This is a genomic window from Methanobrevibacter sp. (assembly GCF_036307625.1).
Taxonomy (GTDB): Archaea; Methanobacteriota; Methanobacteria; order Methanobacteriales; family Methanobacteriaceae; genus Methanocatella.
Map to the genome: position 1 here is coordinate 1 of NZ_JAXJXF010000015.1, position 21,379 is coordinate 21,379.

The window sequence follows — 21,379 nt, forward strand, 5'->3', positions numbered from 1 at the left end:
TGAATTTTTTAAAAAATGACCAAACTGCCAGTTTAAAAAAGAAATATGCTAATTTTGACAGCACTGGCAGTTTTTGTGACTGGGAATACATTGAATTCTATTTAAGTGATGAATACGAAGATAAAATAAAAGAGGTTACAAAACACCTCCCAACCTATGCCAAAAAGATATTCAAATGGTATATGCTTCGTGCAATGACAATCAACATGATTAAAAGAGATACCTTGTATTTCAACTATGAACTGGAAGACCAAGAAAAATTCACAGACTTTAAATTGAACAATGCAACAGAAGATGGTATTGCAGGATATAAATTCACCGGAGACTATAACCTGCACCCATTTGTAAAAATTGGCCTTTCGGAGGGTGACTTGGAATACATCAAAAATAAAGATATCATTGATGCCGGAGCGTTTACTGGAGATACCTCGCTACCATTATCCAAAAGGACAACAAAAAACGTTTATGCATTCGAACCGTTTAAGGATTCATTTGAAATACTTAAAAAGAACATTTCTGACAACAACATTGATAACATAATTCCAGTAAACAAATCCCTTGGAAACATTAATGGAGAAAGGTCATTGTTTTTATCCGGAAATAACGTGCAGGGAATAACAAGCGATGCAACCTTAAGAAGTTATGACAATGAAATCAACGTTCAAGAAACCACCATTGACACATTTGTTGAAGAAAACAATCTTGAAGTCGGATTTATTACCATTGATGTTGAAGGGGCAGAAATGGATTTGCTTGAAGGTGCAATAAATACAATCAAAACCCAAAAACCGCTTTTATACATAAGCATGTATCATAAAGTTTCCGATTACTTTGACATTATTCCATGGGTTGCAAATCTTGATTTAGGTTATGAGTTCAACATCATTAAGGAAAATCCTTGGACATTTCTAGCAGATACAATAGTCCAGTGCAGAATGAAATATTAGGAAGATATCATGAGTGAATATAAACTGTCAATCATCGTTCCAACTTTTAATTTGGAAAATGAAATCGATAATGCATTCAATTCCATAAAAAGCCAGACAATATGTTTTGAAAATATTGAAGTTATCTTTGTTGATGATAATTCCACAGACAATACACTAAACAAATTAAACAATTATTCAAACCAATTCAGTAATGTTAAAGTACTCACAACCGACAAAAACAGTGGATATGCCGGAAAACCCAGAAATATAGGCATTCGAAACGCAACTGCAGATTATATTTTATTTTTAGATGGTGACGATGAACTATTGTTAAATGCATGTGAAGTGCTGTACGACAAAATCCAATTTTATAACACAGACATGGTCATTGCAGGTCACATCAATGTTTACGGTAACGGCGTTTGCCAACACTATCCCCCACTACTTCAAGATAATGAAAGTTACTTTGAAAATACTTTAAATCCACAACTGCTTAATGTTAACCCTGCAATTTCTGCAAAACTATTCAATAAATTTTTACTAAGCAAAAACAATATAAATTTTCCGGAAAATATTCCTGGAGAAGATTTAATCTTTTTACTGGAAGCAATCATAAATTCCAGAAATATACTAACATTGAATAATTTCTATACATATTATAGAAACCTCGACAACGATTCGGTTACCTTAAACCTAAGCAATGACTATTTTTATGGTTTGATTAGAGCATACATACTTGTTTGTGATTTATTTGAAAAATACAGCATTAAATCCACTATTCAGGAAATAGTATTGCACAATCATTTAAGTTTCTTTACTGAAAGAATCATCAAGGTTTATTTTTCAGATGATTTCGAAGATACTGACTTAGAGGAAATATTCCACTCAGATTTATTCGATGAATTATCAAACAAGGATATTTTTAAAGACAACTATAATTTTAAACTATATTTCGAAAGAATGAAAAACGGAGATTATAATAATCGTGATTTACTAAATAATATCTATCAAAATTTTAATTTTGACTCAGAAATAATTTCCGATTTGAAATACGTCAAGCAGGAAATTTCAAAATTAACAATTAAACCAAATAAAATAAATGAAGACAATGCTTATTTAAGAGCAATCAACAAAGAATTGTACGAAGAAAATGAGAAATTAACTCAAGAGTTAGATGAAATCAAATCATCAAAATTATGGAAATTAAAAAATAAATTTTAACTAAAGGAATGTGAGCAGATGCATAAAAGTTCAATGATGAAAATGGAATATTTTAAAGATTCCTACTTAAATAAAAATGAAGAATTGAAAATATTGGATGTTGGATCATTCGATAAAACCGGAACCTACAATTACAAAATGGTTTTAAATGAAAAAAAATGGAGTTATACAGGGCTGGATTTGAGAGAAGGCAATAATGTTGATATTGTAATTGAAAACGCCTATGACTGGAAGGAAATCGATGAAAATTCATACGATGTTGTTGTTACCGGCCAGGCACTGGAGCATATGGAATTTTTTTGGGTTACCATGGAACAAATCAATAAAGTCCTAAAACCAGGAGGATTATGCTGCATTATCGTTCCAAGTAAAGGACCTGTCCACAGAAATCCTTATGACTGCTACAGATTCAACGAGGACGGAGTAAGAAGCCTTGCAAAATACGTTAAATTTGAAATTTTGGAATCCGGAACAACCACCGATAAAATTTCCGACCCATGGTATGACAGCTTTGTAATTGCCCGAAAACCAGGTCCTGGAAGCAAAGAAGACCTGGAAAACAGAATGGACGATATAGAGCAAAAAATGGACTTGATTTTAGAAAAATTACAAGGATAGCATGTATAAGATTTCAGTTATTGTACCTGTTTTTAATGTTGAAGACACCCTTCAAAATGCATTTGATTCAATTTTAAATCAAAGCATTGGCTTTGAAAACCTGGAAATAATCTTTGTTGATGATAAATCTACAGACAAAAGTGCAGACCTCATCAATAGTTACTCCAAAAAGTACAATAATGTCAAATCAGTTATTTTAGATGAAAACAGCGGTTTTGCAGGAAAACCCCGAAACATTGGAATTGAAAATGCAACAGCACCTTATCTAATGTTTCTGGATCCAGATGACATCTTTTTGGAAGATGCCTGTGAAATTCTTTACGACAATATTAGCAAAAATAATCTGGAACTTGTTTCCGGAAACTACAACATCAACAGAGACAAGGAAATTGTTCGAAACAACTGGAATATCCTGAAGCTGGAAGATAACGAATCCAGTCAAGTAAAAAATGTTGATGAAAACTTCAACATGCTTCTTGCAACCCCGTCAGTCTGGTCAAAAATATTCAAAAAGGATTTCATTTTAAAGGAAAATATTAAATTTTTAGAAGGTGTTCCAGCACAGGATTTGGTTTTTGTATCAGAAGCGCTTCTAAAAGCAGATGGAATCAAATTCATCAACACACCAGTTGTTGAGTATATTCCTCGTCAAAGCGGAGAATCTGTTACTTCCAAAAAAAGCAAATCCGTTCTTGCAGGATTTATCAAATCATATACCTCAGTATTGAATATTGCAAAAGAACATGATGAAAACTATGCCTGGTTGGGTCCAAGAAACCTATTTTTCTGGATTAAACAGTTTTGCCTAAGTGATTTATCAATAAAAGACAAAATTGATTTATTGTATATGGCAAACCCATTATTTGAGGAATTCATACAATCCTCAAAGATTAATCCACCACAATACTTGAAGGAATTTTTAGAATTGATAGCTGAAAAAGACTTTTTAAATGCTTCAAAAATATCTGAAAAATTAGATATATTTTATGATGAACGCATTGTTGAAAGAAATATTAAAGATAAAGATATTTTTCTTCTGTTTTACGGATTGGATATCGAAATTGGAGGACTTGCAAAAGCAACATTCAATCGAGCCAACATACTGAAACAGCATGGCTATAATGTTACCTTATTGAATGTCAATGAATCCAAAAATTTCAAATATATAACCCAATACTTCCATGAACATGGATATTTGGATAAAAACATTGAAATAATTAACCTTGTTGAATATTATGCAACTAAAAATGATTTAAACAATAAAATTCCAAAAAGAATAGAACCGAATGGATATACACTAGAAACTATTGAAAATAATGACAAAACAAAAATAACCAATTATTATGTGTTGAATGACAAATTAGTTAAATCCAGACATGAATTTGATAACTATACCTGTGTGAAAATATTTAACCATAAAGGACAAGTAAAACTTGAGAAATATTACACAAAAGACAATTTCAACTATCTTACAAAAAAATATGGAGTTTATACATTAAACGACAGATTTACAAACTTAAAAATAAAATTTAAAGACATGTTTGAATTGCACAATTATTTCATAACAGAAATGCTGTTTAACTGCAATGAAAAAGCATTTTTAATCAATGAGAACTCAGGCGCCATTCCTAACTTCAACAATATCAATTCAGAACTTGCATATAAAATTGCAAGCATCCATACAAACCCATATAGTGAAAATCACCATTATGGAAGCCCGCTTAGAGACGACTTTACAATTCTAAATGATGTGAAGAGCCTGGATTATATTGTTGTTTTAACAGAAAAATTAAAGAATGACCTCATTAAAGAATTCAATATCAAAAATATCAAGGCAATTCCAAATATTTTAAACATGTCAGAATATGAAGGAGACAAGGAATACCATAAAGATAATACCAAAATTTCAATTTTCGCCCGTTTAAGTTATGAAAAGAACATTGAAGATGCAATTAAAGCATTCAATATTGTTTGTCAAAAAAGAAGTGATGTTCGCTTGGAAATATTTGGCAGGGCTGTTGCACCCAATGAATTGATTGAAGAGAAAAGATTAAAAGAACTTGTTAAGGAGTTAAATCTTGAAGATAAAGTAATTTTTAAAGGCCATGTTGACAATGTTAATGAGGAGATGTCAAAATCACTAGCTACACTATTTGTTTCTAATTTTGAAGGATTGGGCCTGGTTGTTCTTGAGTCAATGATTAACAAGACACCAGTTATAAGTTATGACATCAACTACGGACCTTCCGATTTTATCAAAGATGATGTAAACGGATATCTAGTTGAACAGCACGATACAGACGCCCTTGCTCAAAAAATTTTACATTTATTTGAAAATCCTGACAAAGCAATTGAAATGGGTAAAATTGCTAAAAGAGATGTATTAAAACAAATTGACAACGAAACTCTGTTTTTAAAATGGGAAAATGTGTTGAAAGAAGTTTATATTGCTTCCAGAAAAGATGAAATAAAAGTCAATGAAATCGACCCAGACATTATGAATGAACTTAAAATACTTCAAAGAGATAAAATGCGATTATACCGTTCAAAAGAAAAATTGCATAAAGAGAATAGGGTTTTAAAAAGTCAAATCAATGAAAGCAATGTTAAAAAAATCTTTAAAAAAATAAAAAGAGGAAACTGAAACATATGAATGAATTAGTCGATACAATCATCGAATGTGACTTTGAACATCTCGGTTTCAATGAGTTTCCAATCAATGAAAAATTCGGAATTATCGTTTGGAAAAGCAACATCAAATATGAATTTCTACTCAATTTAAAAGAAAACAGCCAAAATCTGATATGCATAGGTTCAGGAGCATTAAACCCTCCAGATTTGGAAACATTCAGGCAAAAGCCAAGATTCAACAGACACAGCTGGAAATTCAGCGAATCAACTCTATTTTACAATGACCCCACAAGATATCTAAACGATTCAATACTTGGTGGATGGTGCATCGGAGAGCCGGACAACTGGTATCTAGAAGAGATAAAAGAGATAATCGTCAAGATTACAGAATATCTTAACATCAAAAATGAAAACATTCTTTTTTATGGAAGTTCTCTTGGAGGATTCAATTCAATACAGCTGGGAACACTTGTTAGAAATTCAAAGGTTTTAGCAGACGTTCCACAACTAACCCTTGAAAATGCCAATTATGTTCGCTACATAATGCCTATACTATTTCCAGACCTCACAAACGAAGAAATAAAATACAGATTCGATTACAGATTAAATATTCTGGATCTAATCAAAAGGGAAAAATACATCCCAAATGCCATCATGATATTTGATGCCGGCGAGGTTGACATTAAAGAACATTACACTCACTTCTTTAGCCAGTTGAATGGCCTGACCGATGCTGAAAATTCAAACAGAATCAAGATAATCATAAATCCACTCAACGAACATCATTTCATGAGCATGGAAGAGACACTGACAGTAATCCAGCAGGCATGCGACAATGATTTGATGTGCTTTGGCGATGAAATCCACCTCTCAAAACTATATTCAACCCTAAAAGAGCATGAAATGACCATCGAAGCAAAAAATCAGGAAATACAAAACCTAAAAGACACACACCAAAATGAAATCGATGCCAAAAATCAAGAAATTGAAAACCTAAAAAACCAAAAGAATGCAGAAATCGCCAACCTTAAAGCAAAAAACAGCGAATTGGAACAAAAATTCAACGAAATATCAAATTCCACAATCTGGAGACTCACAAAGCCTTTGAGAAAGTTATTGAATTTGTTAAAAAATAAATAATCTTAAAGAGGGCAGTTAATAAAATGTATGAAAAAAAACTACCCTCCAATAAACTATTTGTATTCATCATATTAATAACCAACAAAATTTAATACAAGATAACTCAAAAATATCAATATGGAAATCACTAGCAAAAGAGATATTTTCGGAATGATTTTTTTCGCATTAAGCGTAATAATGCTTGGGTACATGTTTCTAACACCCCTCAACCATTACATAATGCACATTGACGAGTACTTCTCAATGAGCCTCACCACCCTTCCTTTATGGGATATCATAAACGTGACCAGCTGGGACGTGCACCCACCACTTTACTACATTTTGGGAAAAATTGCGGTAAAAATTGGTGGAGCAATCGGAATGGAACCAATCCACAGCCTGAGAATCCTTTCAGTCATACCATACATCATCATTATGGCAATTTCAGCAACCAAAATCAGAAAGGACTACGGCCTTCTAAGCGCGGGACTGTTCACATTTGCACTGGCAGTCATGAGCGAGTTTTTCGCACACTTTCTCATTGCAAGGATGTACGCCTGGGCAATTCTTTTTACACTTATCGCATTTATATCATTTACAGAAATTATCAAAAACAACGACAAGAAAGCCTGGATTATGCTGAGCGTATTTTCAGCGCTGTGCGCATACACACACTATTTTGCTGCAATAAGCGCTGCATGCATCTATCTGATACTTCTGGCTTACATAATGAAATTTGAAAAGGACGAACTTAGGATGTGGGTAATGTCTGCCATTGCAGCAGCAGTACTATACATTCCGTGGATGCCGTCACTTCTAAGGCAGCTGACCCAGGTTCACGGAAGCTACTGGATTCCTCAGGTCAACTCCAACGTATTCATCAACGCTTTAGGATATTATGCATATGCAAATGACGTTATAATAGGTCTTGTTGCAACCATAATTCTTGTAGTGCTTTTATACATCTACACAAAAGATTCAGAGGGCATTGATGAAAAGGAACGCTTCCTCGTTTTAAGCGGAGCGGGAGTCTATCTTGGAACAATTCTGCTGTCCATTATCATTTCAGTCGTCTTCAAGCCTATACTTATGGTTAGATACCTTCTTCCTGCAACTGCGGTAATGTGGCTTGCAATTTCAATCATATTCGCCAAGATTAAAAACAGAAGGATGTTTATGATTTCAGCTGCACTGATAGCGATACTTCTGGTTGTGGGAATCGCAACAACAGTTGCCACAAACGATGAAATGTATAAAAACGGAGTTCAGCAAAAGGAGATTCTGGACAACATCACAAACGATCCGAATTCCATGCTTATCATACCTAGCCAGAATATGATAATGTATTTCTTTGACTATGCTGGCCAGTCAGACACATACTTCCTGAATGTAGGCCATGTATTCGGTGAAAATATGGACAGGCTTCATAAGCTTCAGAACTTCAATACGTTCAACGGCAATGACATAGACAAGCTGATTGCAAACAACAGCAAAAAGAACATCTACATCATAAGCTGGGGCGAACCTGTGCTTAACACAACAACCGAAAAGCTGGACACACAGGTTGGAATCGTATTTTCAAAGGTAAAACCAACCAATACTACCTCTGCTCCAGCGGAGGTGGAATATTCTGAAGAGTAGGGTTTAAAACCCTACCACCAATTTTTTTAATCAAAAATAGTAAATCAACAACAATATCAAATTTTTTTTGTCCCAATCTAACAAAAAGAACTGTAAATTGAAACACAAGTTGAATAAGATATCAAATTCCACAAAAACTACTTAAAAATATCTTTAATTTGTTCAAAAAAATAATAACTATTTATAACACATATCCCTAAAAATAACACTATAGAAATTACAAGCAAAAGAGATTTTATTGAGATGGTTTTTTTTCGCATTGAGCATAATAATGTTGAGATACATATTTCTGACACCTCTCAACAATTACATAATGCACGTTGATGAGTACTTTACAATCAGTGACCTATCACTCCAGTATCAGATATCATTCATATAACCCGCGTACGTGCATCCGCCACTGTATTACATATTAGGAAAGGTTGCAGTAACCATAGGTGCAGCAATCAGAATGGATTCACTCCACAGCCTAAGACTCCTTTCAATCATACCACATATCATAATTCTTATAATATCAGCAACCAAAATCAGAAAAGGAATATGGTTTTCTCAACGCAGGACTGTTCGCATTTTCACTAGCAGTCATGAGCGAGTTTTTCGCACACTTCCTGATTGCAAGCATGTACAACTGGGCAGTCCTATTCTTACTTATTATATTCATATCCTTTACAGAAATTATCAAAAACGACAAAAAAGTCTGGATTATACTGACAGTATTTCAATACTGTGCATATACACACATTACTTTGCAGCTATAAGTGCTGCATGCATCTATCTGATACTCCTGACCCATATAATAAAATTTGAAAAGGATGAACCTGATAGATGGGCAATGTCAATTGGCGCAGCATTGATACTCTTCATTCTATAGACACTGCCACTCATAAATCAAATGTCACAGGCTCACGCAATCTCAGGGATTGCACAAATCAACCTCAACACATTAATCAATGCACTGGATACATTGCATATGAAATGACGTGATAATAAACTGATTGCAACCGTAGTTCTTATAGCGCTTTTATACATCTTAGATCAAGCATTCCTTGATAGCATCAACAACAATGACTCCGTTGTTGTAATCTGCAGTAAAGTAAAACTGGTTCATTTTTATAATGAATTGAAAAATGCAATTGTTTATGAAGACTATTCGATTGATAAACGTGAAGGTGCAAGAGATTGGGCCAGAATATACGACAATAAAGACTCTAAATTCACAATACCTACTGACATCAATCACTACAAAAATAAAACCATTTATATTGTATATCATGATGACGGTCATAAAATGAAATTACCCTCAGGATATTCACTAAAACCTGTTGGAAGAGTAGAGAATAGTCAATTTTCAAAATTAGTGCACTCCACCTAACCGACTGGAGTGTTTAACATATTTTTTCATTATGATTTAAGATTATTAGACCAGATTTTAACAACAATGAATAATTATATACTTAAAAAAACAAATGATTACTTATGAATTTTAACTCATCACAATCAAATGGTTTACCCAAAATAAATTATAGGGACTTAATAATATTTGTCTTACCAGTTTTAATATTCGTGTTATACCTTTTTGCATATAACCCCGGCGTTTTAACAGTTGATTCATTTAGTCAGCTTCATCAAATCGCTACCGGCAAGTTTACAACTGCCCACCCAATATTCCATACATTCCTAGAGATGTTATGCCTTAAAATTTTCAAGTCCCCATTTTACATTGGACTATTTCAAATATTGATTTTTTCATCAATATGGATGGGAATATGCAAATATCATCGTGATGATTATTCAAAAAATAGTAATGCATTTATTGTGCAATTTATTGTAACATTAATTGTCTGTTTGATTCCAATAAATGCCATCTATTCAATTACATTATCCAGTAATGTATTATTTAGTTATTCGATAATGTTGTTATGCTTTTTAATTAAAATAATGGTTGATAAAAATGGTCAAGTTGGCAAAAAGTTAATCATTTTAATGGCATTGACACTTGGAATCATGAGTGGATTAAATAATTATGGAATTCTTATTGCAGTACCCATATTAATTGCAATTACCTACTATATAATTAAAAAAGGCAATGCAGAAAACACAACAGTCATGTTTGTTGGATTAGCAATACTTTGCATATTTCTGATTGCATCCTTAAATTTCGTATATGATGTTCAAAAAGATACTTTAAATATTCATACAAATGATGCTTTTGAGGAAAAAATTGATATCAATAATGCTCAAAGTCAATTTTTCTCAAAAATAAACGGCGAACCAAAAGAAGATTATGAAAGCATTACAAGTGGTGGAAATAATAAATATAACCTTGTCTATTCCATTGTTGATTTATTTAAGGGAAATTTCATTTTGGATGGCTTGTTTAACAACCCAATATTATATCTAATTGTTTCAGTAATTTTACTTGCTTTAATAAATTTTATAATGCCTTCAGAAGAAATATTCTTTATTTATATGCCTCCGTTTTTAAGTTTAATAGTAACCACATTAACTGGGCAAAATAACGCATATTATAATTTATTAGTCTTTTATTTTATACTGATCATCTTTACAAGTGTCTTATTTAAAGTTGATTTAAAAACCAATAACGTTAACAATACAACTCCAACAATAGCTAAAGAAGAAAGAATCGAGATTCCTACAATCAACGAAACAAATGAAAATCAATTTAAAGAAGATTATTATACAAGTTTAGAAACAGAAATTGATAATTTAACTTTAGATGACATAAATGAAATTTTAAACGAGACCGAAGTAACTGACAAGACCGATATAACTGACGAGACCAATGTACCCGAAAAGAAACAGGTGCAAAAAACTCAAAAACCAGAGTCAACCTCATCTGATTTGATAGATGAAATTTTAAAAGAAATTGAAATGGAAAAAAAATAACATACCACACAAAACTTACTAAATCCTATTAAAAACTTTTAAAATGACATGAAGGGAGATTAAACTTCCAATAACTTTTTTAAATAAAAATAAAGACCACAACTTCGCAATTTAAAATGAATTTGTAGATTTTCTTATGAAAAACATTTGAAGATGCAAAATCACCAATTTAATAAAAACAGGAAATTGAAACATAAATTCAACGAAATATTAAATTCCACAATTCGAAGACCCCAAAGCCATCAAGATATACAAAATGTATGAACAAAACTACTCTGCGATAACATAGTAACATTAATCATGTCAATAACCAACAATATTTAATAACAAATACACCAAAAATATCAATATGGAAATTACTAGCAAAAAAGATATTATCGGAATAATTTTTCTCGCATTGAGCGTGATAATGCTGGGGTACATGTTTATAACACCCCTCAACCATTACATAATGCACATAGATGAGTACTTCACAATGAGTATTACAACCCTTCCATTAGGAGACATCGTGAACGTAGCCAGCTGGTATGTGCATCCGCCACTGTACTACATTTTAGGAAAGGTTGCAGTAACCCTAGGCGCAGCAATCGGAATGGATTCGCTCCACAGCCTAAGACTCCTTTCAATCATACCATATATCATAATTCTTGTAATATCAACAACCAAAATCAGAAAGGAATATGGTTTTCTCAGCGCAGGACTGTTCACATTTTCACTAGCAGTCATGAGCGAGTTTTTCGCACACTTTCTGATTGCAAGCATGTACAGCTGGGCAGTCCTATTCTTACTTATCGTATTCATATCATTTACAGAAATTATCAAAACAAACGACAAAAAAGCCTGGATTATACTGACAGTATTTTCAATACTGTGCATATACACACACTACTTTGCGGCAATAAGCGCTGCATGCATCTATCTGATACTCCTGGCTTACATAATGAAATTTGAAAAGGACGAACTTGAGAGATGGGCAATGTCAATTGGCGCAGCATTGATACTTTTCATTCCATGGACACTGCCACTCATAAATCAAATGTCACAGGCTCACGCAATCTCCGGGATTGCACAGATTAACCTCAACACATTCATCAATGCACTGGGATACATTGCATATGCAAATGACGTGATAATAGGTCTGATTGCAACCGTAGTTCTTATAGCGTTTTTATACATATACATAAAAGATTCCAAAGGCAGTGATGAAAAGGAACGCTTCCTCGCTTTAAGTGGTGCTGGAGTCTATTTTGGAACAATCCTACTGTCCATTATCATTTCAGTCGTCTTCAAGTCAGTATTTATGTTGAAATACCTGCTTCCTGCAACAGCGGTAATGTGGCTTGCAATTTCAATCGTTCTGGGCAGGATTAAAAACAGAAAGATGTTCATGATTTCAGCTGCACTGATAGCAGTGCTTCTGATTGTCGGAATCGCAACAACATTTGCAACAAACGATGAAATGTATAAAAACGGAGTCCAGCAAAAGCAGATTCTGGACAACATCACAAACAATCCAAATTCCATGCTCATCATACCTAGTCAGAATATAATAATGTACTTTTTGGACTATGCAGACCACTCAAATATATACTTCATTAATGTCGACCACGTATTCGGTGAAAACATGGACCGGCTCCATAAACTATATGACTTCAATACGTTCAACGGCAATGACATCGACAAGGTGATTGCAAACAATACCCAAAAGAACATCTACATCATAAGCTGGGGCGATCCTGTACTTAACACATCAACCGAAAAGCTTGATACTCAGGCAGGCATCGTATTTTCAAAGGTAAAGTCAACCAATACAACCACCATTCCAGAAGAAGAAACATATTATGAGGAGTAGGGTTTAAAACCCTACCGCTAATTTTTTTAATCACCACCTGCAAAGCCCTAATTTTATAATTTGCCCACCTATTGGAAAGTCGATATGAACATATATGAACATCATATTGGCCCAGTTATTGACAGTAACTCTATAACTGACAGTAAAAAAACAAAACAGTGAATTGAAACACAAGTCCAATAAGGATATCAAATTCCACAAAATCACTTAGGAATACCTCAAATCTGTTCAAAAAATAATAACTATTAATATTACATATGCACAATATTATAAATATGGAGATTACAAGCAAAAGAGATTTTATTGGAATGATTTTTTTCGCATTGAGCGTGATAATGTTAGGATACATGTTCCTGACACCTCTCAACAATTATATAATGCACGTTGATGAGTACTTTACAATAAGTGTCCTATCCCTTCCTGTACAAGACATCATACACATAACCAGCTGGGATGTGCATCCGCCACTGTACTACCTTTTGGGAAAGATTGCAGTAAATATCGGTACTGCAATAGGAATGGATGAACTCCACAGTTTAAGGATTCTTTCAATCATACCATACATCCTCATTCTAGTCATTTCAGCAACCAAAATCAGAAAGGACTATGGCCTTTTGAGTGCAGGACTTTTTGCATTTTCAATGGCAGTCATGACTGAATTTTTCGCACACTTTCTGATTGCAAGGATGTACAGCTGGGCAATCCTATTTTTACTTATCGCATTTATCGCATTTCTAGAAATTATCAAAACAAACGACAAAAAAGCATGGATTATATTGACTGTATTTTCAGCGCTGAGCGCATACACACACTACTTTGCTGCAATAAGCGCTGCATGTATCTATCTTGTACTTCTGGTTTATATAATCAAATATGAAAGAAAAGAACTTAAAATTTGGCCAATATCAGCTGTTGGAGCGGTAATACTTTACCTCCCATGGATACAGATACTCATGGTGCAAATGACAAAAGTTAAGGCGGCCTACTGGATTCGTCAGCTCAACCTGGAAACATTTCCAAAGACATTGAGCTACTTTGCATATACAAATGATTTTACATACAGCCTGATTGCAATTGCAGTTGTAATACTGATTCTGTATATTTACAAAAAAGATTCCAAAGGCGTTGGAGGAAAGGAACGCTTCCTCGTTTTAAGTGGAATTTTTGTCTATCTTGCAACAGTCATACTGCCTATTGCCCTTTCACTCAAGTTCAGGCCTATACTGATGCCTAGATACCTGCTTCCTGCAACAGCAGTAATGTGGCTTTCACTTTCAATAATCATCGGCAAGATTAAAACCAAAAAGCTGTTTATGATTTCAGCCGCACTCATAGCAGTGCTTCTTGTTATCGGAGTCACAACAACATTTACAACAAACGACATCCTGTATAAAAGCGGATTCCACCAAAAGGAGATTCTGGACAACATCACAGAAGACCCGAATTCCGTACTAATTGTCAATAACGAGAACCTGATAATGTACTTTTTAAGTTATGCCAACAAGACAGACACATATTTCCAGAACATCAATAACATCTTCGGTGAAAACCTGACTCATTTAGGCAAGTTCTATAATTTCAAAACGTTCAACAAGGAGGAAACCGACAAGGTAATCGGAGATCATAAGGGCCAGAACATCTACATCATAAGCTGGAACAAGCCTGTTATTTACACACCTACCGAACAGATTGACACATGGACAGGGGCTACAATTTCAAAGGTAAAGCCAACCAACAAGACTTACGGATACATCAAATAGGGTTTAAAAGCCCTATAACTTACTTTTTTTAAACAACATGTTTTATTAGCAATCAAAAACATATAACATAGTGAGATTATGATTCTATTGAGCTTTGACATTGAAGAGTTTGATGTGCCTAGGGAAAACGGCGTCGAATACACCCTTGAAGAGGGAATGAAGGTATCTGTTGAAGGAACAAACATCATTTTGGACATTCTAAAGGCAAATGATGTAAGGGCAACCATGTTCTGCACAGCCAATTTTGCAAAAAACGCACCTGAAACAATGCAGAGAATAATGGATGAAGGCCATGAGGTTGCATGCCACGGTGTTGACCACTTCGAACCAAAAGAAACTGACTTTAAAGTGTCAAAAGAGGTCATTGAAGATTTAACCTCAAGAAATGTAGCAGGCTACAGGCAGCCCAGGATGTTTCCGGTGAAAGATTCGGAAATAAAAAAGGCAGGATATGTCTACAACTCCTCACTAAACCCTGCGTTCATTCCCGGAAGATACATGAACCTTAAAACCCCAAGAACCTATTTTTTAAAGGATGGAATTCTTCAAATTCCTGCATCAGTCACACCACACATGAGATTTCCGCTTTTCTGGCTGGCCCTGCATCACATTCCCGAAGGAATGTATCACAGATTTGTGCGAGGTGTTCTCAACCATGACGGATACTTCACAACATACTTCCACCCGTGGGAGTTCTATGAGCTCAACGACCATCCGGAATTCAAGATTTCATATGTAATAAGAAAAAACAGCGGAAAAAATATGGCAAAAAGACTGGATAATCTGATAAAAGCATTTAAAAAGAACCACAAGTTCATAACATACAGCGAATTTGCAGATTCAGTCCTTAAAAACGATGAGCTTTGAGAATACGTAATTGAGAACAATCACGATTATCTGAACGACTATTTTTGAAAATGTGTTTCCAAGCACCAGCACGTCGATGAAAAGATACATAAGGGCTGTGTCCACAACTCCTGAAAATATCCTTCCACCGAAAAAGAGAGACATTTCCTTTAAAATCTCAGGGCTTTTGCTTTCAAATACCCATGTCCTGTTGGTAATGTAGGCAAAAAGAACAGAAAAGAACCATGCCAAAACGTTTGAAACCAAATAGTTGATGCCCATAACGCTTTGGAAAAGGAAATATGTTACCACATTGACAAGAAATGTAAATGTTCCAAACACCACATACAAAACGAGTTCCCTATCCAGCTTCATGATATCACTCTTCATCGAGGTTTGATTCACGGACAATGTAAATCGGACGACATTTAGCTTCAGTATATGTCTTTTCGAGGTATTTTCCCAATACCCCTATTGAAAGCAACTGAATTCCTCCCAAAAGAAGAATCGCTGACATTGTTGTTGCAAAACCCTGAACGGGATCTGAATAAATCAGGTATTTAATAATGATAAAAATCATATAAAGCAATGCCACAACTGAAAGTATTGTACCCAAAAATATGACTATTGTAAGGGGAATTGTCGTAAATGCCACTACTCCCTCTATTGAATATTTCATAAGCTGCCTGAATGACCAGGCTGACTCTCCTGCAACCCTTTCGACATTTTCATAAGGAATCCATTTGGTTTCAAATCCGACCCACTGAAAGAGACCCTTTGAAAAACGGTTGTACTCGGGAAGCTCCAATACAGCATCGACAACAACCTTTTTCATCACCCGAAAGTCTGTTGCCCCCTCAACCAGAGTTATCTGGGAAACCCTATTGAATACCTTGTAGAACATGCGGGAAAAGATTGACTTGAGCATTGATTCCCCCTTTCTGGAGGTTCTTCTTGCTGCAACAACATCCGCCTCACCGGCACATATCGATTCAATCATTTCAGGAATCAGTCGGGGAGGATGCTGCAAATCCGCATCCATAAGGCATACCAGATCGCCGTTTGCATTGCTCAAGCCGGCATATATTGCAGATTCCTTGCCGAAGTTTCTTGAAAAAGAGAGGTACTTGACATTGGAATTTGAATCGGCCAAATCCTTGATGACCTTTAAAGTATCATCAGATGAGCCGTCGTTTACAAAAATTACCTCAAAATTATAATCAGATAAAATACTTTGAATTTCACTTAAAAACAATTTCACAGATTCCTCTTCATTATAGCAAGGAACAACAATACTTAACAAATCCATGTTAAATTATTTATCCGTGTTTATATAAATAATTTCACAAAAAAAGAAAAGATATGGATAAAATCCACATCTAGTGCCTGACCAGGTAGAACTTGTAGTGGCCTGCATCATACTTTGGAGTCAGATTATAGTTTTTCTCATACTCCTTGTTAATCTGCTTGGCTCTCCAGTTTACAAGGTAAACATCCTTGTCCGGGTGCTTATGCAATATATCAGTCAAATTTTTTGAAACCTCTACATCATTATCATAGAAATACGTTCCGGACAGTGTGTACTGCTTTGAAGTGTTGTTCAGGTCATTGTGAAGAACCTTGTATCCATAATCGGTATTGTAGACAACAACACTTTTGTTATTGTCAATGCTTTCCAAAAAGCTGGCCTTCTTGTCGTTGAATGCAATCCTCTCATTAACATCATCATGATTTATCGCAATGCTTGCACCGGCCAAAACAAATACTGCAATGAGCGCAATTGCCAGAATCCTGTTGTTTTTGATTTTTCCAATGGAAACTGAAGCTGCAAGCCAAAACACTCCAAGTACCGGTACCAGATATCTGATTCTCATTGTATTTATGGCCAAAAAGAGGGCGAAAAACCCTATGAAAATTGTTCCATACATTACAAATACACCTGAAAGCGCAAATTTGTCCCTGTTTTTATAAGCCACAAAGAGCACAAGAACTAAAAGCGCCACTGCAAGCAATTTCAAAATAATCATTTCAACCGCAAAGCTGTCGCTTTTGATGGCAAAATATGTGAAATAATTCGGAATTGTGCTCCAGTTTATTGCCTGGTGAAATTCGTCGCTTTGCCCCTGAATCTGGTGAACCAGCACAACTGTCCATGGAGCATATAATAGAATCAAAGCCAATACTGATTTTCCAAACTGCTTTATCTTATCCCTGTTGTTTCTTAATATTTCAACAAGCAATAATAGATACATCAATCCGCAGGGAATTGCAAAGAAATACTGAGTATATGCACAGCAAAGTGAAAAGAAGGTCAGAAGAATCCATGATCTTCTATCCCAATTGGCAAGGACATCGCCATAGTATATGAATGCCATTACAAGGAAAAACAATCCCCAGGAATACATCCTCATTGTCAAAAACTCGATGAAAAAGTCACTCATGACTCCCAAGGAGAATGTGAAAAGTCCTGCAGTAAGCCAGCCATGGTCATCCTTGATTTTGGTTGCAGAAACTACAAGCAACAACAGATACGGAACTATTGACAGCACCTTAAAAAAATAAAAATTGTCTGAGCCTGCAATCGGCTTGAAGAGATACAGTATCAAGTAATAAAGTATCGGATGCACATCATGAACTGCAACGGTCATCCCCTGCATGAAAGGCAGGTTCACCAGCGAATATGTCCAGTACTCATCAATGTGCAAAATGGTGTGTGTCAGAGGACTGACAAACATGTAGATAAGAATCAAAATCGAAATGCCGAAAAATAATTTTCCCAATAATTCCCTCTTTTCATATAACATGATAATATATATTGAAAATATTCTATTTAAAAACAACTAAAATCCAATCAAATTTATAATACCTGCAACAAAAACTTAAACATGTCAAGTAAAAAATTATTTGCATTTTCCTTAATTATCCTGACTTTAGCAATCACAATAAGTGCAGTAAGTGCGAATGAAAATATCACCTCAGCAGATGACATCAGCAAAAAGACATTTACAGACATCAGCAAGATTATTGAAGATGCAAGTGAAAATGATGAAATCATAATCAATGAAACATATGTGAGCGAAGGAAATGAAATCAAAATCAAAAAGGCAATAACTATCAGGGGAGAAAATAATGCAGTCCTTGATGGGAACAAGACTTCACCAATATTATCAAGCACAAAAGGTCTTGTTTTAAAAGATTTGACAATCATTAACTCAATCAATGGAGGAATCATTTCAACAGGTAGTTTGACATTAATCAATTGTACCATTAAAGATAACAGTGGTGTTGATTCAATCATCAAATCAACTGGAAAGCTGAATATAAGTGATTGTGTCTTTGAAAACAACAATGCAAAAAATGTAATCTATGCAGATTCAGATTTGGAAATAGAACATTCAAAGTTCATCAACAATCCTGCAGAAAAAGTTATGCTTGTTGAATTAAAGACAATCGTTAAAAACTGCGAGTTCACCTCAAACCGGAATGTACTAGTCACTTCTGTTTCCGGATTTGACCTTAAGGTATGCAATTCCAAATTCGACAAAAACAAAAATGGAATTCTTATAGAGGAAATGTATGGAGATTTAACTGTCGATGTGTGCAATTTCACAAGAAACACAAATTACGCAATATACACACTGACCAACTCAAAGATAAGCAATACAAACTTTACAGAAAACAAATATGCATTTAAATCAGCCACCCCACGTGGAGAATCCTATGAAATTCCACAGGCAAACACTGCAATATTTGAAAACTGTCTTGTCAAATCAAATACTGCCGGAGGAATAATCACCGACAACAATCTAGTCATCAAAAACACATTATTTGATGCAAACCACGGTGCAATAATCAGCAAAAATTCAGACAGTGGAAATACAATTAAAATTTCCAATTCAAGATTTGAAAACAACTGGGCAGAATATGCAGGATCCATTAAAGCGCAAGGGTCTGTCGTTACAGTAACCGGCACAACTTTTAAAAATAACTCAAAAGCAAACATCATCATCACAAGTGTTTGTGCCAAAACCATGGAAGGTGAGAAATACTACAACATCGCAAAAATCACAGTCAACTCAAAGACATACACAAGAAGCGCCAACCTAGACAATGAATTAAATCCAATCGAAATAGCAAAGGTCACTGCCAAAAAGTTAACTACAACATATTTGTCAGGAGCCAAATTGCAGGTTAAAGTAATCAACAAACTAACAAAGCAACCAGTCAAATCATCAAAACTTACATTAAAAGTATACACAGGCAAAAAATACAAAAACTATGAAGCCACAACAGATAAAAATGGAGTGGCAAGATTTTCACCGTCTTTTTTGAGTGTAGGAAGCCATAAGGTTGAAATCACTTCTGAGTTTGGATTGTGTAAGATTCCAAAGACAACAACAACCGTAAAAGTGAGTAAAGCTAAAACAATTGTAAAGGCACCAAAGCTAACTGCAAAATACAAGAAATCCAAATACTTTAAAATCAGTGTCAAAAACAAGGCAACCAAAAAGGCCTCCAAAAATCTTGTTTTAAAAGTTAAAATCGACAAGAAAACATATAAAATCAAGACAAACACTAAAGGAATTGCCAAATTCAACACCAAAATCCTGAAATACGGAAAGCATAAGGTCACTATCACCTCAGCAAATGCAAACTACTATGTTCAGGCAAAAAGTTCAATAACAATCAGATAGGGAGCAATCCCTATCCTTTTTTTAATATATAATCTATTTTACTGCATTATATTGACGATGACTATAAAAAACACCGTTAAAAGATAGAAAACAACCCCCTATCTTAAATTAATTTTTCAGATTACACCCAAACGTCTCAAGTCAAATTAACTGCAAATACAACAAAATTTATCCCAAGCCATTTTTTACAATAAAAAAGGAAATATTTAATATATTATAAAAATCAAAATTTTCAATGATTAAACATTTAAATGGAGGAGAGTATGTCAAGAAAAATTTACTGCTTACTAATAGCATTTGTTTTAGTGTTGTCAGTTTCATGCGTAGCGGCAAGTGATGCAAATCAAACCGCAGACACACTAACTCAAACAGATGAAATCGACGGCATTCAAAAAGTAACTAACGAAAATACAATTTCAAATGAAAGTACGTCCGAAACTAACGACGAACAATATACTATGGATCTTAAAAGCAACATTGATGATTACGGAACCCTAACCGGAAACGTGACCGTCAATGAAAGCGTAAAAGGAAACATTACATTTTCAATAAATTATACCGAAAAGGAAATTTATAACCAAACTGTAGCGATTGAAAACGGATCAGCATCTTTTAGTGGATATGCCATCAATGCAAGCGGAAAATATATAGTGACCGCAACATACACCGGAGATGCAAACCTGACTTCAAAAACCATAAATAAACTTTTAATGATTACTAGAAACAGCCCAGATCTGGAAATAGTTTCAAAAATCATAAATGATATGGGAAACATTCAGGTAAACATTACATTGAACAGGAATGCAACCGGAAATATTACCCTAGCATTCAATGATACTAAAAAAATAATTGAGATAGTAAACGGAACAGCGATTTTGGAAAACTACATTCTTGAAAAGGGAAACTACACCATACAGGCCTACTATGATGGTGACAGAGACTATTTCAAGGCAGTTAAAAATGACACATTGAACGTTGAAAAAAGCATAACCGAACTTAGAATCGATTCATTGGTTTCAGAAACTGGAATGATGGATATCGGAGCATTTGTCAATGAAAACGCAACCGGAAACATCACAATCACAATAACCGATGCAAACGGAACAACAATCCAAACCACACAACAAACCGCAATCAACGGAACAGTCATCCTAGACCCAA

Annotated in this window: 17 protein-coding genes; 14 read left to right on the plus strand and 3 right to left on the minus strand. The window is 34.5% G+C overall.

The features are described from left to right. The 12 genes from UIB65_RS00640 to UIB65_RS00695 form a co-directional block, all read left to right on the plus strand. Positions 1-947 (plus strand): FkbM family methyltransferase (locus UIB65_RS00640; RefSeq protein WP_330039228.1); only part of this gene is annotated, 947 nt, incomplete at its 5' end. 9 nt (positions 948-956) lie between these two features. Continuing rightward, on the plus strand, positions 957-2,150 hold the full coding sequence (locus UIB65_RS00645) for a glycosyltransferase family 2 protein (protein WP_330039229.1): 1,194 nt from the start codon (positions 957-959) through the stop codon (positions 2,148-2,150). An 18-nt stretch (positions 2,151-2,168) separates the two neighbouring features. After that, positions 2,169-2,768 (plus strand): class I SAM-dependent methyltransferase, encoded by a 600-nt coding sequence (locus UIB65_RS00650; RefSeq protein WP_330039230.1) that lies wholly within the window; start codon positions 2,169-2,171, stop codon positions 2,766-2,768. A gap of 1 nt (position 2,769) precedes the next feature. Continuing rightward, complete coding sequence (locus UIB65_RS00655; RefSeq protein ID WP_330039231.1) at positions 2,770-5,412, plus strand: glycosyltransferase; 2,643 nt, start codon at positions 2,770-2,772, stop codon at positions 5,410-5,412. A 5-nt stretch (positions 5,413-5,417) separates the two neighbouring features. Further along, positions 5,418-6,539, plus strand: coding sequence for a hypothetical protein (locus tag UIB65_RS00660; protein ID WP_330039232.1), 1,122 nt, complete (start codon positions 5,418-5,420; stop codon positions 6,537-6,539). A gap of 117 nt (positions 6,540-6,656) precedes the next feature. Then, complete coding sequence (locus UIB65_RS00665; RefSeq protein WP_330039233.1) at positions 6,657-8,159, plus strand: hypothetical protein; 1,503 nt, start codon at positions 6,657-6,659, stop codon at positions 8,157-8,159. Between the two features lie 388 nt (positions 8,160-8,547). Next, positions 8,548-9,030: a hypothetical protein gene (locus tag UIB65_RS00670; RefSeq protein ID WP_330039234.1), complete on the plus strand. Its 483-nt coding sequence runs from the start codon at positions 8,548-8,550 to the stop codon at positions 9,028-9,030. Positions 9,031-9,279: 249 nt separating this feature from the next. Then, positions 9,280-9,531: a hypothetical protein gene (locus tag UIB65_RS00675; protein WP_330039235.1), complete on the plus strand. Its 252-nt coding sequence runs from the start codon at positions 9,280-9,282 to the stop codon at positions 9,529-9,531. A gap of 191 nt (positions 9,532-9,722) precedes the next feature. After that, positions 9,723-11,066, plus strand: a complete 1,344-nt coding sequence (locus tag UIB65_RS00680; protein ID WP_330039236.1) for a hypothetical protein — start codon at positions 9,723-9,725, stop codon at positions 11,064-11,066. Positions 11,067-11,415: 349 nt separating this feature from the next. Beyond that, entirely contained in the window at positions 11,416-12,918 is a 1,503-nt protein-coding gene (locus tag UIB65_RS00685) for a hypothetical protein (protein WP_330039237.1), read from the plus strand. Between the two features lie 275 nt (positions 12,919-13,193). Next, the gene (locus UIB65_RS00690) at positions 13,194-14,678 is read left to right on the plus strand and encodes a glycosyltransferase family 39 protein (protein ID WP_330039238.1); all 1,485 of its coding nucleotides are present in this window, start codon (positions 13,194-13,196) and stop codon (positions 14,676-14,678) included. 78 nt (positions 14,679-14,756) lie between these two features. Beyond that, positions 14,757-15,545 (plus strand): polysaccharide deacetylase family protein, encoded by a 789-nt coding sequence (locus UIB65_RS00695; protein ID WP_296893709.1) that lies wholly within the window; start codon positions 14,757-14,759, stop codon positions 15,543-15,545. On the opposite strand, the gene UIB65_RS00700 is transcribed toward UIB65_RS00695, so the two are convergent. The 3 genes from UIB65_RS00700 to UIB65_RS00710 form a co-directional block, all read right to left on the minus strand. Then, the gene (locus tag UIB65_RS00700) at positions 15,519-15,899 is read right to left on the minus strand and encodes a GtrA family protein (RefSeq protein WP_296862791.1); all 381 of its coding nucleotides are present in this window, start codon (positions 15,897-15,899) and stop codon (positions 15,519-15,521) included. The genes UIB65_RS00695 and UIB65_RS00700 overlap by 27 nt on opposite strands. A 4-nt stretch (positions 15,900-15,903) precedes the next feature. Continuing rightward, the gene (locus UIB65_RS00705; RefSeq protein WP_330039239.1) at positions 15,904-16,833 is read right to left on the minus strand and encodes a glycosyltransferase family 2 protein; all 930 of its coding nucleotides are present in this window, start codon (positions 16,831-16,833) and stop codon (positions 15,904-15,906) included. Between the two features lie 70 nt (positions 16,834-16,903). Then, complete coding sequence (locus tag UIB65_RS00710; protein ID WP_330039240.1) at positions 16,904-18,328, minus strand: hypothetical protein; 1,425 nt, start codon at positions 18,326-18,328, stop codon at positions 16,904-16,906. An 81-nt stretch (positions 18,329-18,409) separates the two neighbouring features. Between UIB65_RS00710 and UIB65_RS00715 the strand changes: the two genes are divergently transcribed. Beyond that, positions 18,410-20,218, plus strand: coding sequence for a right-handed parallel beta-helix repeat-containing protein (locus tag UIB65_RS00715; RefSeq protein ID WP_330039241.1), 1,809 nt, complete (start codon positions 18,410-18,412; stop codon positions 20,216-20,218). Between the two features lie 263 nt (positions 20,219-20,481). Further along, positions 20,482-21,379: Ig-like domain-containing protein (locus UIB65_RS00720; protein WP_330039242.1), on the plus strand; the 898-nt coding region annotated here is incomplete at its 3' end.

Excerpts from the sequence above, each read along its gene's own strand:
- UIB65_RS00645 (WP_330039229.1), top strand. The coding sequence starts at position 957 with ATGAGTGAATATAAACTGTCAATCATCGTTCCAACTTTTAATTTGGAA.
- UIB65_RS00650 (WP_330039230.1), top strand. The coding sequence starts at position 2,169 with ATGCATAAAAGTTCAATGATGAAAATGGAATATTTTAAAGATTCCTAC.
- UIB65_RS00655 (WP_330039231.1), top strand. The coding sequence starts at position 2,770 with ATGTATAAGATTTCAGTTATTGTACCTGTTTTTAATGTTGAAGACACC.
- UIB65_RS00660 (WP_330039232.1), top strand. The coding sequence starts at position 5,418 with ATGAATGAATTAGTCGATACAATCATCGAATGTGACTTTGAACATCTC.
- UIB65_RS00665 (WP_330039233.1), top strand. The coding sequence starts at position 6,657 with ATGGAAATCACTAGCAAAAGAGATATTTTCGGAATGATTTTTTTCGCA.
- UIB65_RS00685 (WP_330039237.1), top strand. The coding sequence starts at position 11,416 with ATGGAAATTACTAGCAAAAAAGATATTATCGGAATAATTTTTCTCGCA.
- UIB65_RS00690 (WP_330039238.1), top strand. The coding sequence starts at position 13,194 with ATGGAGATTACAAGCAAAAGAGATTTTATTGGAATGATTTTTTTCGCA.
- UIB65_RS00695 (WP_296893709.1), top strand. The coding sequence starts at position 14,757 with ATGATTCTATTGAGCTTTGACATTGAAGAGTTTGATGTGCCTAGGGAA.
- UIB65_RS00700 (WP_296862791.1), bottom strand. The coding sequence starts at position 15,899 with ATGAAGCTGGATAGGGAACTCGTTTTGTATGTGGTGTTTGGAACATTT.
- UIB65_RS00705 (WP_330039239.1), bottom strand. The coding sequence starts at position 16,833 with ATGGATTTGTTAAGTATTGTTGTTCCTTGCTATAATGAAGAGGAATCT.
- UIB65_RS00710 (WP_330039240.1), bottom strand. The coding sequence starts at position 18,328 with ATGTTATATGAAAAGAGGGAATTATTGGGAAAATTATTTTTCGGCATT.
- UIB65_RS00715 (WP_330039241.1), top strand. The coding sequence starts at position 18,410 with ATGTCAAGTAAAAAATTATTTGCATTTTCCTTAATTATCCTGACTTTA.